The organism is Modestobacter sp. VKM Ac-2978 (genome assembly GCF_026968025.1).
Classification (GTDB): Bacteria; Actinomycetota; Actinomycetes; order Mycobacteriales; family Geodermatophilaceae; genus Modestobacter.
Genome location: NZ_JAPVBP010000003.1, coordinates 311,262 through 325,230, shown reverse-complemented (window position 1 = coordinate 325,230; position 13,969 = coordinate 311,262). Strand labels below are relative to the sequence as shown.

13 protein-coding genes are annotated in these 13,969 nt (G+C 74.4%); 5 read left to right on the top strand and 8 right to left on the bottom strand.

Annotation, left to right across the window (positions count from 1 at the left end):
* Genes purL through purS form a run of 3 tightly spaced genes read right to left on the bottom strand, consistent with a single transcriptional unit; the run spans position 1 to position 3,249 of the window.
* Entirely contained in the window at positions 1 to 2,322 is a 2,322-nt protein-coding gene (purL, locus tag O2W53_RS09180) for a phosphoribosylformylglycinamidine synthase subunit PurL (RefSeq protein WP_269162754.1), read from the bottom strand.
* Positions 2,319 to 2,990: a phosphoribosylformylglycinamidine synthase subunit PurQ gene (purQ, locus tag O2W53_RS09175; RefSeq protein WP_269162753.1), complete on the bottom strand. Its 672-nt coding sequence runs from the start codon at positions 2,988 to 2,990 to the stop codon at positions 2,319 to 2,321. Before purQ ends, purL begins: the two co-directional genes overlap by 4 nt.
* A 10-nt stretch (positions 2,991 to 3,000) precedes the next feature.
* Complete coding sequence (purS, locus tag O2W53_RS09170; RefSeq protein WP_036336369.1) at positions 3,001 to 3,249, bottom strand: phosphoribosylformylglycinamidine synthase subunit PurS; 249 nt, start codon at positions 3,247 to 3,249, stop codon at positions 3,001 to 3,003.
* Between the two features lie 189 nt (positions 3,250 to 3,438).
* On the opposite strand from purS, the gene O2W53_RS09165 reads away from it, so the two are divergent.
* Positions 3,439 to 4,104 (top strand): PilZ domain-containing protein, encoded by a 666-nt coding sequence (locus O2W53_RS09165; RefSeq protein WP_269162752.1) that lies wholly within the window; start codon positions 3,439 to 3,441, stop codon positions 4,102 to 4,104.
* Positions 4,105 to 4,148: 44 nt separating this feature from the next.
* Here the strand turns inward: O2W53_RS09165 and O2W53_RS09160 are convergent, their stop codons facing one another.
* Both O2W53_RS09160 and purB read right to left on the bottom strand, forming a co-directional pair.
* Positions 4,149 to 5,027: a phosphoribosylaminoimidazolesuccinocarboxamide synthase gene (locus O2W53_RS09160; RefSeq protein WP_269162751.1), complete on the bottom strand. Its 879-nt coding sequence runs from the start codon at positions 5,025 to 5,027 to the stop codon at positions 4,149 to 4,151.
* Positions 5,024 to 6,331: an adenylosuccinate lyase gene (purB, locus tag O2W53_RS09155; protein WP_269162750.1), complete on the bottom strand. Its 1,308-nt coding sequence runs from the start codon at positions 6,329 to 6,331 to the stop codon at positions 5,024 to 5,026. The genes O2W53_RS09160 and purB overlap by 4 nt, the downstream gene beginning before the upstream one ends.
* 92 nt (positions 6,332 to 6,423) lie before the next feature.
* Between purB and O2W53_RS09150 the strand changes: the two genes are divergently transcribed.
* Complete coding sequence (locus O2W53_RS09150; RefSeq protein ID WP_269162749.1) at positions 6,424 to 7,872, top strand: AI-2E family transporter; 1,449 nt, start codon at positions 6,424 to 6,426, stop codon at positions 7,870 to 7,872.
* A 114-nt stretch (positions 7,873 to 7,986) separates the two neighbouring features.
* Here O2W53_RS09150 and purD read toward each other — a convergent pair whose 3' ends face one another.
* Together purD and rsgA are read right to left on the bottom strand one after the other, a co-directional pair.
* Complete coding sequence (purD, locus tag O2W53_RS09145) at positions 7,987 to 9,243, bottom strand: phosphoribosylamine--glycine ligase (RefSeq protein WP_269162748.1); 1,257 nt, start codon at positions 9,241 to 9,243, stop codon at positions 7,987 to 7,989.
* A 59-nt stretch (positions 9,244 to 9,302) separates the two neighbouring features.
* Positions 9,303 to 10,241, bottom strand: coding sequence for a ribosome small subunit-dependent GTPase A (gene rsgA, locus O2W53_RS09140; RefSeq protein ID WP_269162747.1), 939 nt, complete (start codon positions 10,239 to 10,241; stop codon positions 9,303 to 9,305).
* Between the two features lie 179 nt (positions 10,242 to 10,420).
* Between rsgA and O2W53_RS09135 the strand changes: the two genes are divergently transcribed.
* The gene (locus tag O2W53_RS09135) at positions 10,421 to 11,467 is read left to right on the top strand and encodes a glycerophosphodiester phosphodiesterase family protein (protein ID WP_269162746.1); all 1,047 of its coding nucleotides are present in this window, start codon (positions 10,421 to 10,423) and stop codon (positions 11,465 to 11,467) included.
* Positions 11,468 to 11,538: 71 nt separating this feature from the next.
* On the top strand, positions 11,539 to 11,706 hold the full coding sequence (locus tag O2W53_RS09130) for a hypothetical protein (RefSeq protein WP_269162745.1): 168 nt from the start codon (positions 11,539 to 11,541) through the stop codon (positions 11,704 to 11,706).
* A 228-nt stretch (positions 11,707 to 11,934) separates the two neighbouring features.
* On the opposite strand, the gene O2W53_RS09125 is transcribed toward O2W53_RS09130, so the two are convergent.
* Entirely contained in the window at positions 11,935 to 13,224 is a 1,290-nt protein-coding gene (locus O2W53_RS09125; protein WP_269162744.1) for an adenylosuccinate synthase, read from the bottom strand.
* Positions 13,225 to 13,300: 76 nt separating this feature from the next.
* Here O2W53_RS09125 and O2W53_RS09120 point away from each other — a divergent pair, with 76 nt between their 5' ends.
* Positions 13,301 to 13,918 (top strand): hypothetical protein, encoded by a 618-nt coding sequence (locus O2W53_RS09120; protein WP_269162743.1) that lies wholly within the window; start codon positions 13,301 to 13,303, stop codon positions 13,916 to 13,918.
* Positions 13,919 to 13,969 lie beyond the last annotated feature (51 nt).

The window sequence follows — 13,969 nt, the reverse complement described above, 5'->3', positions numbered from 1 at the left end:
TCAGCTCGTCGGGACGGTGCCCGCCGGGACGGTGCCCACCGCGACCTCCGGGCTGCCGAACAGCGCCGGCAGGGTCGCCGTCCACGCCGCCCGCAGCTCGGCCAGCGGCAGCTCCAGCAGACCGTCCAGCACCAGGGCGTCGCCGCCCGTCGTCCCGAGCTCGGTGACCGGCACACCCGATGCCTCGGCGGCGGCGCGCACCGCGGCGGGGTCGGCGGTGGTGACGACGACGCGGGCCACCGACTCGCCGAACAGCGCCGCCGTCGGGTCGCCGGTCACGCTCAGCCGGGCGCCGGTGCCGTACCGCAGCGCCGACTCGGTCAGCGCCTGCGCCAGCCCGCCGTCGGCCAGGTCGTGCGCCGAGCTGACCAGTCCGTCGGCCGACAGGGACACCAGCAGCTCACCCAGGGCCCGATCGGCGGCCAGGTCGAGCCGGGGCGGCAGCCCGCCCAGGTGGCCGTGGACGACCGCGGCCCAGGCCGAGCCACCGAACTCCGGCCGGGTCTCCCCCAGCAGCAGCACGGACTCGCCGTCGGCCCGCCAGCCGGTGGGCACCCGGCGGGTGACGTCGGCGTGCACACCCAGCACCCCGATCACCGGGGTGGGGTTGATCGCGACGTCCCCGGTCTGGTTGTAGAGGCTCACGTTGCCGCCGGTGACCGGCAGGCCGAGCTCGCGGCAGCCGTCGGCCAGGCCCCGGACGGCCTCGGCGAACTGCCACATCACCTCGGGGTTCTCCGGGGAGCCGAAGTTCAGGCAGTTGGTGACCGCCAGCGGCTTGGCCCCGGAGACGGCGACGTTGCGGTAGGCCTCGGCCAGGTTCAGCTGGGCGCCAGTGTAGGGGTCCAGCCGGGCGTAGCGGGCGTTGCCGTCCAGCGACAGCGCGATGCCCAGGTTGCTGGACTCGTCGATCCGCAGGACGCCGGCGTCCTCGGGCTGGGCGAGCACGGTGTTGCCCCGCACGTAGCGGTCGTACTGCTCGGTGACCCAGCTCTTGTCCGCGCCGTCCGGGCTGGACACGACCGCGAGCCAGTCGGCCCGCAGGTCGGCCGAGGACGACGGCGGGGTGTCGGCCTGCAGCGCGTCCAGGTCGGCCGGGCGGGACATCGGACGCTCGTAGCGCGGGCCCTCCAGGGCGACCGTGCGCGGCGGGACGTCGACGATCCGCTCGCCGTGCCAGTCGATGGTCAGCCGGTCGCCGTCGGTGACCTCACCGATGACGGTGGCCAGCACGTCCCACTTGGCGCAGACGGCCATGAACGCCTCGACCTTGCCCGGCTCGACGATGGCGCACATCCGCTCCTGCGACTCGCTCATCAGGATCTCGGCGGGGGTGAGCGTGGAGTCGCGCAGCGGGACGGCGTCCAGGTCGATCGCCATGCCGCCGGAACCGGCCGCAGCCAGCTCGCTGGTGGCGCAGGAGATGCCGGCCCCGCCGAGGTCCTGGATGCCGGTGACCAGGCCGGCGGCGAAGATCTCCAGGCAGGCCTCGATCAGCAGCTTCTCGGTGAACGGGTCGCCGACCTGGACGGCGGGGCGCTTGGCCGGGCCCTCGGCGTCGAAGGTCTCGCTGGCCAGCACCGAGACCCCGCCGATGCCGTCGCCGCCGGTGCGGGCCCCGAAGAGGACCACCTTGTTGCCGGTGCCCTCGGCCTTGGCCAGCTGGAGCTCCTCGTGCCGCAGCACGCCGACGCACAGGGCGTTGACCAGCGGATTGCCGGCGTAGCAGTCGTCGAACAGCAGCTCGCCGCCGATGTTGGGCAGGCCCAGGCAGTTGCCGTAGCCGCCGACCCCGGCGACCACGCCGGGCAGCACCCGGGCGGTGTCGGGGGCGTCGGCGCGACCGAAGCGCAGCGAGTCCATGACGGCGATCGGGCGGGCGCCCATGGTGAGGATGTCGCGGACGATGCCACCGACCCCGGTGGCCGCGCCCTGGTAGGGCTCGACGTAGCTCGGGTGGTTGTGCGACTCGACCTTGAAGGTGACCGCGTAGCCCTCGCCGACGTCGACCACGCCGGCGTTCTCGCCCATGCCGACCAGCAGGGCGTCGCTCTTCGGCAGGTCGCCGAAGCGGCTCAGGTGCACCTTGGAGGACTTGTAGGAGCAGTGCTCGCTCCACATCACCGAGTACATGGCCAGCTCGGCGGTGGTCGGCCGGCGCCCGAGGATCTCCCGGATCCGGGCGTACTCGTCGTCCTTGAGGCCCAGCTCGGCGTAGGGCTGCGCGTCGTCGGGCTGCTCGGTGGCCAGCGCCACGGTGTCCAGCAGGTTCGTCCGGCCCGGGGCGGTGTCCAGCTTGGAGAGGCCCTCGGTGGCGCTCACGCGGCGACCATCGCGGTGAGCACGGAGGTGAAGAAGCCCAGGCCGTCGGTGCTCGGACCCGTGAGGGCCTCGACCGCGTGCTCCGGGTGCGGCATCAGCCCGACCACCCGGCCGTCGGCGCTGGTGACCCCGGCGATGTCGCGGGAGCTGCCGTTGGGGTTGCCGTCGACGTAGCGCACCACCACCCGGCCCTCGCCCTCCAGCCGGTCCAGCTCGGCCGGTGCGGCCACGTAGCGGCCCTCGCCGTTCTTCACCGGGACGACGATCCGCTGGCCCTGCTCGAACGACGACGTCCACGCGGTGTCGGCCCGCTCGACCAGCAGGCCCTGGTCACGGTTGCGGAAGTGCAGGTGGCCGTTGCGGGTGAGCGCACCGGGCAGCAGCCCCGCCTCGCAGAGCACCTGGAAGCCGTTGCAGATGCCCAGCACCGGCAGGCCCTGGCGCGCCGCGGCCACGACGTCGGCCATCAGCGGCGACCGGGCGGCGATGGCGCCGGCCCGCAGGTAGTCGCCGTAGGAGAAGCCGCCGGGCAGGACGATCGCGTCGACGTCCTTCAGGTCGTGCTCGGCGTGCCACAGCGCCACCGGCTCGCCGCCGGCCAGGCGCACTGCGCGCGCTGCGTCGACGTCGTCCAGGGAACCCGGGAAGGTGATGACACCGATGCGCACTGGGTCTCTCTCAGTCGGTGGTACGAGCGGGGAGGTGCAGCTCGACGTCCTCGATGACGGGGTTGGCCAGCAGCGTCTCGGCGATCTGCCGGAGCTCGGCCTCGTCGGGCTCGCCGTCGACCTCGAGGACGAAGTGCTTGCCCTGGCGGACGCTGCGCACGCCGGTGTGGCCGAGGCGCCCGAGGGCGCCGAGCACCGCCTGCCCCTGGGGATCGGAGATCTCTGGCTTCAGGACGACGTCGACGACCACCTGGGACACGCCGATGAGGGTACCGGCCCGGCGATGGGCGCCGACACCACGCCGGTCGGCGGGTGTCCTCCGACCGGGGCTCATCCGAACGGGTCACCGACCTGCACCGTTGTGCTGGACAACCGGCCCCGACTGCCGATGATGGGCCCGGACACGGTCGCCACCGGGCGGTCGGCGAGGTGGACGGAGGAGCACGGGATGGTCGCCGGAGTGCCCAACGTGGACCACCCAGCCGCTGCCACCGCGCTCAGCGTCCTCCCCCTCGGGCAGGACGAGGCGCTCACCGCCCGGGTCCGCCGGGAGGGCGAGACGTACCTCTACCTCAGCGCACCGCGCAACGCCCTCGGGGAGGCCACCCGCTTCGTCGAGCAGGACATGCTCGAGCTGTCCTGGCAGGCCGACGACGGGCTCCGGTCCGTCCCGGCCGACGCGGTCGCGGTCACCGACGACGGCCTGTGGAAGGTGAAGATCACCGGCCCGGCCAGCAAGATCCAGCGCCGCGACGCCGTCCGCGCCCCCATCGGGCTGTCGGTGACCCTCTCCTGGGACCGCGCCACCCTGGTCGGGAGCACCGTCGACCTCAGCGAGGGCGGGCTGCTGGCCGTCTTCCGCCCGCACGGCGACCTGGGCGTGGGCGTCCCGTTCCCGACGCGGAACCAGTCGCTGGCCCTCTCGCTCGACCTCTACTCCGACGAGCTCGTCACCGAGGTGGCGCTGGTCCGCCGCCGACCCCGGCAGGACAACCTGCACGAGTGGTCGCTGCGCTTCGTCGACCTGCCCGACCCGGCCGCCGACCTGATCCGCTCGCACGTCTTCACCGCGCTGCGCAACGCCCGCGCCCGCGGCATCACCGCCATCTACTGAGCCACCTGGGCCACCACAATGGCCATTTTGGTGGCCCAGGTGGCTCAGTTCCAGGGCAGGCCGGTGAGCTGCTCGTAGGCCCTGACGTAGCGGTCGCGGGTGGCGGCGACGACGTCGTCCGGGAGCTCCGGCGGCGGGGACACCCGGTCCCAGCCGGAGGTGGTCAGCCAGTCCCGGAGGTACTGCTTGTCGAAGGAGGGCTGCGGCGCGCCCGGCGACCAGGTCATCGCCGGCCAGAAGCGCGACGAGTCCGGGGTCAGCACCTCGTCGGCCAGCACGAGGCCGTCAGCGGCCGTGCCGAACTCGAACTTGGTGTCGGCCAGCACGATCCCGGCCTGCTCGGCGATCTCCGCGCCGCGGCGGTAGAGCGCCAGGGTCAGCGACCGCAGCGCCTCCGCCCGGTCGGCACCGACGGCGTCGACCACCTGGGCGAACCCGATCGCCTCGTCGTGCTCGCCCACCTCGGCCTTGGTCGAGGGGGTGAACACCGGCTCGGGCAGCCGAGACCCCTCGACCAGCCCGGCCGGGAGCGGGACGTCGACGATCGCACCCGTGCGCTGGTACTCGACCGTGCCCGACCCGGACAGGTAGCCGCGGGCCACGCACTCCACCGGGAGCATCTCCAGCCGGCGGACCAGCATCGACCGGCCGGCCAGCTCGGCCGGGACGCCGGAGGCGAGCAGGTCGTCGCCGGCGGCCAGCAGGTGGTGCTCCGCGCCGTGCTCGGCCAGCACCGGCGCCAACTGCTCGAACCACCACACCGACAGCGCGGTGAGCACCCGCCCCTTGTCCGGGACGGGGGTGGGGAGCACGTGGTCGTAGGCGGAGACCCGGTCGCTGGCGACCAGCAGCAGCCGGTCGTCGTCGACGGCGTAGACCTCGCGGACCTTCCCCTGGGCGACGAGTTCGAAGGGCAGGCTCACGACAGCCCGGCCAGCCGGTCGAACAGCGGGCCCAGGTTCGCCACGTACTGCTCCGGCCGGCAGATCTCGTCCAGCCGGGCCTCGTCGAGGGTCACGCCGTCCTCGGTCGCCCGCTCGCGCAGCGTCTGCCGGAACGGGGTGCCGTCGGACCAGGTGCGCATCGCCGCGGACTGCACCAGCGCGTAGGACTGCTCACGGCTCATCCCGCCCTCGACCAGCTCCAGCAGCACCGCCGAGGTGTAGATCAGCCCGCCGGTGGACTCCAGGTTGGCGCGCATCCGGTCGGCGTCGACGACCAGGTTCTCCACCAGGCCGGCGGTCAGGTCCAGCAGGTAGTCGGTGGTGATCGCCGCGTCGGGGAGGAACACCCGCTCGGTGGAGGAGTGCGAGATGTCCCGCTCGTGCCACAGCGGGATGCCCTCCATCACCGGCACGATCGCCGCGCGCACGACCCGGGCCAGCCCGGCGATCCGCTCGGAGCGGATCGGGTTCTTCTTGTGCGGCATGGCGCTGGAGCCCTTCTGGCCCTTGCCGAACGCCTCGGACAGCTCACGCACCTCGGTGCGCTGGCCGTGCCGCACCTCCAGGGCGATCGCCTCGCACACCGTGGCGATGACGGCCAGCGCGGACACCCACTCGCTGATCCCGTCGCGCAGCACGACCTGGGTGGACGCGTCGGCCGCGCGGAGGTCCAGCGCCTCGGCCACGGCGACCTCGACCGAGGGGTCGATCAGGGAGTAGGTGCCGACGGCACCGGAGATGGCCACCACGCCGACGGCCGCACGGGCCCGGCGCAGCCGGTCCCGGGAGCGGGCCATGGCGAAGGCGAGGTCGGCGACCCGGTGGCCCCAGACGACCGGCTCGGCGTGCACGCCGTGCGTGCGGCCCACCTTGATCGTGCCCCGGTGCGCCAAGCCGTGGTCGCGCAGCGCGGCCACCAGCCGGTCGGCCTTGGCCAGCAGCACGTCGGTGGCGTCGGTGAGCTGGACGGCGAGCGCGGTGTCCAGCAGGTCCGAGGAGGTCATGCCGTGGTGCACGTAGGCCGCGGCCGAGCGCGGCTCGGTGTTGTCGGCCCACGCGGTGAGGAAGGCGATGACGTCGTGCTGCGTCGTCTCCTCGATCTCCGCGACCCGCTCGGGGGTGGGCGGCGGCGCGTTGCGCACCGGCTCGACGACGTCGGCGGGCACCCGCCCGGCGGCCGCGTGCGCCTCCAGCACCAGCGTCTCGACCCGACACCACAGGTCGTACTTGTGCTGATCGCTCCAGACCCGGCCCATCTCCGGCAGGGTGTACCTGTCGATCATGCGGGCACCGCTTCGGACCGGTCAGCTCGTCGCACCACGGCCCCATCCTCTCGCACCGCTGCGAGCGGGCCCCCATCAGCTCGGAGGACTCGATGTTGCAGCGGGCCAGACACCTGGTCGACCGCGCCCGGGAGCGCATCCGGGCCGCGGCCGAACACGATCCGCACGCCTGGCCCGACGGCACCGTGCTGGTCCTGGAGGACGGCAGCCGCGCCGTCGTCGACCACGTCGAGGAGCCGCACCCCGGTGACGGCCACCACGCCGCCGGCGCCCCCGCCCGCGCCGCTGCTCCCCTCGCCCCCGGCAGCCCGCACCCCGACGCCCCGGACGTCGACGTCCCCGGCGGGGTCAGCGGCCCCCCGGCACCGGGTGGTTCACCCCCGGCGCCCGGCCGGGACCGCAGCCGGGGCAGCCTGCTGGCCCCGGAGTCCGCTCCCCGGACCGTCGAGCGGGACGTCCCCTACGGGCTGCGGGTCGCCGCGGCCTGGTCCTGGCGGACGGTGGCCGTCGTGGCCGCGCTCTACCTGCTGTTGCGGGCCGCCGGCTACGTCGCCGTCGTCATCGTGCCGGTCATCGTGGCATTGCTGCTGGCCGCGCTGCTCCAGCCGGGCGCGGTCTTCCTGCGGCGCAACGGCTGGCCGACGTCGCTGGCCGCGCTCACCATGCTCGTCGTCGGCGTGGGCGTGGTCGCCGGGATCGTCACCCTCGTGGTCGAGGAGTTCGCCGCCGGCTACGCCGACCTCGTGTCCCAGGTCGACGAGGGGCTCACCCAGGTCCAGGACTACGTCACCCGCACCTTCGCGGTCACCGACGGCCAGATCACCGACGCGGTCGAGAGCGCCAACCAGGCCATCGCGGACAACCAGGACGTGCTCACCTCCGGTGCGCTGACCACCGCCGCGACCGTCGGCGAGGTGCTCACCGGCGCCCTGCTGACCCTGTTCACCCTGTTCTTCTTCCTGCTGGACGGCCGCCAGATCTGGCTGTGGGTGGTCGGGCTGACCCCGGCGAACTCGCAGGCCTACCTGGACGAGGCGGCCCGCCGGTCCTGGCGCACGCTGATCTCCTACGTGCGGGCCACCGTGGGGGTCGCCGCCTTCGACGCCGTCTTCATCGGCATCGGCCTGGTCTTCCTCGGGACGCCGCTGGTCGTGCCGCTGGCCGCGCTGGTCTTCCTCGGCGCGTTCATCCCGATCATCGGGTCGTTCCTGGCCGGCACGGTCTCGGTGCTGGTCACCCTGGTCGCCGTCGGACCGGTCCGGGCGCTGATCGCCCTGGGGATCATCGTGCTGATCATGCAGCTGGAGAGCCACGTGCTGCAGCCGCTGCTGCTGGGCCGCGCGGTCTCGGTGCACCCGCTGGCCGTCGTCCTCGGCATCGCCGCGGGACTGCTGATCGGCGGGGTCTTCGGCGCGCTCATCGCCGTCCCGGTCATCGCCTGCGGCAACGTGGCGGGCACCTACCTGTCCCGGCGGAACGAGGGGCCACGACCACCCCGACCCGACACCCGCCGCGCCCGCCGACCGGTCACCGCCCGCTGACGCCGCCCGCTCAGCAGGGGTCGAGCCGGTCCAGCGACCGTGCAGCCGCGTCAGGACGCGGCTCAACCGCCGCTGGGGCGGGTCAACCCACCACAGCGGGGGACGGCCGGGCCGTCAGGGGGCGGTGATGCGGCCCTCGACGGCGGCGAGGGCGATGTCGGTGCGCCAGTGGGCGCCGGCCAGCCGGACGGCGGCCAGCCGCTCGTAGACGGTCTGCCGTGCCGCGGCCAGGTCGTCGCCGACCGCGGTGACCGCGAGCACCCGGCCCCCGGCCGAGTGCACCAGGCCGTCGGCGCCCAGTGCCGTGCCGGCGTGCAGCACGCCCTCGCCGTCGGCGCCGGTGACCGGGTCGCCGAGGCGCGGCCGCTCGGGGTAGCCCGAGGCGGCGACGACGACGGTGACCGCCGCCCCGTCCCGCCAGCGCAGCGGCGGCTGCTCGGCCAGCGTGCCGGTGGCCGCGGCGTACAGCAGCCCGGCCAGCGGGGTCTCCAGCAGCGGCAGCACGACCTGGGTCTCCGGGTCGCCGAACCGGGCGTTGAACTCCACCACCCGCACACCGCGCGAGGTGAGTGCCAGCCCGGCGTAGAGCAGACCGCTGAACGGCTCCCCGCGGCGGGCCATCTCGTCGATCGTGGGCTGCAGGACGGTGGTGCGGACCTGCTCCACCAGGCCCTCGGGCGCCCAGGGCAGCGGGGCGTAGGCGCCCATCCCGCCGGTGTTGGGCCCGCCGTCGCCGTCGTCCCGGCGCTTGTGGTCCTGGGCGGGCAGCAGCGGCACCACCGTCGTCCCGTCGGACAACGCGAACAGCGACACCTCCGGGCCGTCGAGGAACTCCTCGATGACCACCGAGTGCCCGGCGTCCAGCACGGCCCGCCCGTGCGCGACGGCCGCCGCGCGGTCGGTGGTGACCAGCACGCCCTTGCCGGCCGCCAGCCCGTCGTCCTTGACCACGTAGGGGGCGCCCGCCTCGTCCAGCGCGGTCTCCAGCTCGGCCGTGCCACCGACGGCCCAGAACTGCGCCGTCGGCACCCCGGCGGCGGTCATCACGTGCTTGGCGAAGGCCTTGGAGCCCTCGACCTGCGCGGCCTGGGCCGACGGGCCGAAGCAGGCGATCCCGGCCTCGCGCACCGCGTCGGCGGCGCCGGCGACCAGCGGCACCTCCGGGCCGACCACGACCAGGTCGGCCTGCCACTCGACGGCGAGGGCGCTGACCGCGACCGGGTCAGCAGCGTCCAGCGGGAAGGCCTGGGCCAGGGTGACGGTGCCGGCGTTCCCTGGCGCGCAGGCCAGCGCCGTGACGGCGGGGTCGGACTGCAGAGCCACGCACAGGGCGTGCTCCCGGGCACCGGAACCGATCACGAGGACGCGCACCGGGCGAACCTACCCAGCGGTCTCCCGCCCCCACCACGACGGCCGTCTCGGTGCGGAGGTCACCGCCCGGGCCGGGCGCGCAGCTGCCGGTGCAGCGCCCGCAGCCGGGCCGACTCGGCCGCGCGGGCCCGGGCGTCGGCGCGCAGCTCCTGCCGGTGCGCCTCGGCCTGGAGCTTGCGCCAGGCGACGAACCGCGCGGGGTCCAGGTCGCCGCGGTCGATCGCGGCCGCCACCGCGCAGCCGGGCTCGGTGCGGTGCGCGCAGTCCCGGAAGCGGCACCCGGCCGCCCAGTCGGCCACGTCGGCGTAGGTCGCCGTCAGCCCCTCCCCGTCGGCCAGCGCCAGCTCGCGCATGCCGGGGGTGTCGATCAGCAGCCCCCCACCGGGGAGCGGGTGCAGCTCCCGCGCCGTGGTGGTGTGCCGGCCGCGCCCGTCGCCGCGGATCCCGGCGACCTCCGCCACCGGCTGGCCGGCCAGCGCGTTGAGCAGGCTGGACTTGCCGACGCCGGAGGGGCCGACCATCGCCGCGGTGCACCCGGCCGGGACGAGCCCCCGCACGGCGGCGAGCCCACTGCCGGTGACCGCGCTGACCGGCAGGACGTCGACGCCGACGGCGTCCTCGGCGACCTGCGCCACCGCGGCCGGCACGTCGGCGCACAGGTCGGCCTTGGTGAGGACGACGACCGGCGTCGCCCCGCTGGCCCAGGCGACGGCGAGGTACCGCTCGATCCGCCGCAGCCTCGCCTCGGCCCCCAGGGCGTCGACCACGAGGACGACGTCGACGTTCGCCGCGACCACCTGCGCAGCGGACCCGCGGCCGGCCGCCGTGCGCACGAAGGCGGTGCGCCGCGGCAGCACCTGCACCGCCTGCTCCCCACGCAGCACCACCCAGTCCCCGACCGCCGGCGCGGTCCCCGCGTGCACCGCGCCGGCACAGCTGACCCGGCGCTCCCCCTCGGCGGTGAGCACGGTGAGCCGGCCGCGGTCGACCCGCGCCACCCGGGCCGCCTCCCCGCCGTCGGGGAGCCCCGTGACGTGCTCTCCTGCGCCTGACCCTGATGAGACATCCCTCACAAGGGTCATGCTCGTCTCCAGGTGAGCGCGTTGTCCCCCGATTTGTCCTCATGACGTCGGCGCGCGTTCAGACCCCGGACAGCGAACTGGGTTTCCCTGGAGCCATGCAGGAGACCGGCCTGAAGGCCGTTCACTCGCCCCGTCTGGAGCGCTCACCGCGCATCATCGGGCACCGCGGTGCCCCCAGCTACCGACCCGAGCACACCGTGGCCAGCTACGAGCTGGCGATCGACCTGGGCGCCGACCTGATCGAGCCCGACGTCGTGGTGACCCGGGACGGCCAGCTCGTGGCCCGCCACGAGAACGAGCTCTCCCGGTCGACCGACGTGGCCCGGCACCCCGAGTTCGCCGACCGCCGCCGCACCCAGGAGGTGGACGGCGAGGAGCTGACCGGCTGGTTCAGCGAGGACTTCACCCTCGCCGAGCTGCGCACCCTGCGCGCCGTCGAACGGCTGCCCGGGATGCGGCCGATGAACACCGCCTACGACGGCCGGTTCGGCATCCTGACCCTGGCCGAGGTCGTGGAGGTGGCCCGTCGCCGCTCCACACCCGGCCGCCAGGTGCGGGTGCAGGCGGAGCTGAAGTGCCCGTCCTGGTTCGCCGCGCAGGGGCTGCCGATGACCGAGCTGGTCGCCGCGGAGCTGCGCCGGCTGGACGCCACCCGGTCCGACGGCTCCGTCGTCGTCATGGCCTTCGAGCAGGCGGCGCTCCGCGAGCTGCGGGCCGACCTCGGCAGCGACGGCCCCCGGCTGGTGCAGCTGATCGAGGAGGAGGGCCGCCAGGACGCCCTCGTCACCCCCTCGGGCCTGCGCGAGGTCTCCACCTACGCCGACGGGATCGCGCCGCACAAGGGCCGGATCCTGCTGCACGGCGCCGACGGCGGGCTGGTCGGTGTCTCGGACCTGATCACCCAGGCGCACCGGGCAGGGCTCACGGTCGAGCCGTGGACGCTGCGGCCGGAGAACGTGTTCCTCCCCAGCCACCTGCGCCGCGGCGGCGACCCCCGCGGGCTGGGCGACGCCCAGACCGAGGCCCGGCTGCTCTTCGCCCTGGGCGTCGACAGCGTGATCACCGACGCGCCGGAGACCGCCCACCGGGCCCGTGCGGAGCTCTCCGCCGCCGCCATGGCCCCGGTGCGCCCCCGGGTCTGACCGCCCCCGCCGGCCGGGCGGACCGGACCTGGTCGATGGCGGAGGCGATCATGCGCTGGTTGACTCGGCTCATGACGTCGATCCCGGAGCCGGACTCCCCCCTCGACCCGGACCAGCCGGTGCCCGACGACGCAGGCGAGCTCCTGCCGGACACCCCGGACACGCTGCCGCCCCCGCCGATCGAGTCGACCCCGGACGACCCCGGCGGCGACCCCGGCAGCGTCCCCGAGCCCGCCTGACACCAACTACGTGACGGGCCAGGCCGGAGACCGGTCGAGCGCCCGGACGACGCGAGCCGGGGACGGCTCGGGTGAGCCGATCCCGGAACGAACCACGGCGTCGCCGAGAGGCGACTGTGGGATGAGGTCGCGGGGGCCGGAGGCTCCCCGACCTCATCCCACGAAACGGCTCAACGTCCGCCGGGCGACCCTCCTGGCCGCGGTGCGGCCCGGAGGGTCGCCATCAGCTCAGTCGATCAGGTCGTGCAGGACGACGTTCTCGTCCCGCCCGGGGCCGACGCCGATGACGCTGACCCGGGCGCCGGAGAGCTCCTCGAGCCGGCGCACGTAGGCCTGCGCGTTGGCCGGCAGGTCCTCGAAGCGGCGGCAGGCGGTGATGTCCTCGAACCAGCCGGGCATCTCCTCGTAGATCGGCTTCGCGTGGTGGAAGTCGGTCTGCGTCATCGGCATCTCGTCGTGCCGCACACCGTCGACGTCGTAGGCGACGCAGATCGGCACCGTCTCCAGCCCGGAGAGGACGTCGAGCTTGGTGAGGAAGTAGTCGGTGATGCCGTTGACCCGGCTGGCGTAGCGGGCGACCACGGCGTCGAACCAGCCGCACCGCCGGTCGCGGCCGGTGGTCACGCCGACCTCGCCGCCGTGCTTGCGCAGGTACTCGCCCCACTGGTCGTGCAGCTCGGTCGGGAAGGGGCCGGAGCCCACGCGGGTCGTGTACGCCTTGAGGATGCCGACGACCCGCTCGATCCGGGTCGGGCCGACGCCGGCGCCGACGGCCGCCCCACCCGCGGTCGGGTTGGACGACGTCACGAACGGGTAGGTGCCGTGGTCGACGTCCAGCAGGGTGCCCTGGGAGCCCTCCAGGAGCACCCACTCACCTGCGTCGAGGGCCTTGCCCAGCAGCAGCCGGGTGTCGACGATCCGGTGCTTGAGCGCCTCGGCGTACCCGGCGTACTCCTCGACCACCTCGTCGACGTCGATGGCCTTGCGGTTGTAGACCTTGACCAGGACCTGGTTCTTCTCCTGCAGCGTGCCCTCGAGCTTCTGCCGCAGGATCGACAGGTCGAGCAGGTCCTGCACCCGGATGCCGGTGCGGGCCACCTTGTCGCCGTAGGCCGGGCCGATGCCGCGGCCGGTGGTGCCGATCTTGCGCTGGCCGAGGAAGCGCTCGGTGACCCGGTCCAGGGCGCGGTGGTGCGGCATGATCAGGTGCGCGTCGGAGGAGATCACCAGGCGCGAGGTGTCGACGCCTCGCTCCTCGAGGCCGGCGAGCTCGCCGATCAGCACCTCGGGGTCGATGACCACGCCGTTGCCGATGACCGGCGTGCAGCCCGGGGTCAGGATGCCGCTGGGGATCAGGTGCAGCGCGTACTTCTCGCCGTCCGGGGTGATCACGGTGTGGCCGGCGTTGTTGCCGCCCTGGTAGCGCACGACGTACGGGACGCGGCCGCCCAGCAGGTCGGTGGCCTTGCCCTTGCCCTCGTCGCCCCACTGGGCGCCGATCAGCACGACTGCCGGCATCGGGGGGTTCTCCTCGTTCGTCGCGTCTGCCCAAGACACCGGCGGTTCCCGGCTGGCCAGGTGGCAGGGTATCGGCATGCCCGCGACTCAGCTCGACCTGCGCGGCCTGGCGGCGGTCCAGCCGCCGTCGCGCCGGCACGTCGCCTCGGTGGTGGACGGCGCCGAGGCGGTGCACGTGCTGGGCCCGGTGCCGGCGCTGTCCGCCGTCCTGACCCGGTTGTGGAAGACCGAGCGGCTGCCCGCGGTGCCGGTGAGCTGGGAACCCGCGGACGACCCGGCGTCCACCGGGCTGGCCCGTTCCCTGGGCGTCGGCACCGGGGCGGAGCGTGAGCTGCCGCTGGTCCGGGACGACCACGGCGGGGTGCTGCTGCACACCGGCCTGGTGACCGCGCACGGCGCGTCGCGCCGTGTCCTCGCCCGCCGGTTCGGCGCCCGGGCGTACTGCGACGACACCCGAGTGGCCGACGGCTCGATCACCCGGATCGACGTCCGACCGGACTGGACGGCGGTGGACCGGATCGGCGTGACGGTGGTGACGCTGCCGCTGCGCCCGGTGCGCCGGGCCGTCGGCCGGGCGCTGCAGCTCGCCTCCGACCCCGCGCAGGTCAGCCGGGACGGCGTCCCGTTCGACCGCCAGGTGCTGAAGTGGACCTGGTACGCCGACGACCGGGTGCGCTGGCGGCTGCGCCCCTAGGCGGACGCCGCTCGGTGCGTCCGACATCGTGGACACTGGGGACTCCGCCCC

What these genes read in the sequence shown, in the direction of transcription:
- O2W53_RS09125 (WP_269162744.1), bottom strand. Translation starts at nt 13,224, where the DNA reads ATGCCGGCAGTCGTGCTGATCGGCGCCCAGTGGGGCGACGAGGGCAAG.
- purB (WP_269162750.1), bottom strand. Translation starts at nt 6,331, where the DNA reads ATGATCGACAGGTACACCCTGCCGGAGATGGGCCGGGTCTGGAGCGAT.
- O2W53_RS09130 (WP_269162745.1), top strand. Translation starts at nt 11,539, where the DNA reads ATGACGTCGATCCCGGAGCCGGACTCCCCCCTCGACCCGGACCAGCCG.
- O2W53_RS09150 (WP_269162749.1), top strand. Translation starts at nt 6,424, where the DNA reads ATGTTGCAGCGGGCCAGACACCTGGTCGACCGCGCCCGGGAGCGCATC.
- O2W53_RS09135 (WP_269162746.1), top strand. Translation starts at nt 10,421, where the DNA reads ATGCAGGAGACCGGCCTGAAGGCCGTTCACTCGCCCCGTCTGGAGCGC.
- O2W53_RS09165 (WP_269162752.1), top strand. Translation starts at nt 3,439, where the DNA reads ATGGTCGCCGGAGTGCCCAACGTGGACCACCCAGCCGCTGCCACCGCG.
- O2W53_RS09120 (WP_269162743.1), top strand. Translation starts at nt 13,301, where the DNA reads ATGCCCGCGACTCAGCTCGACCTGCGCGGCCTGGCGGCGGTCCAGCCG.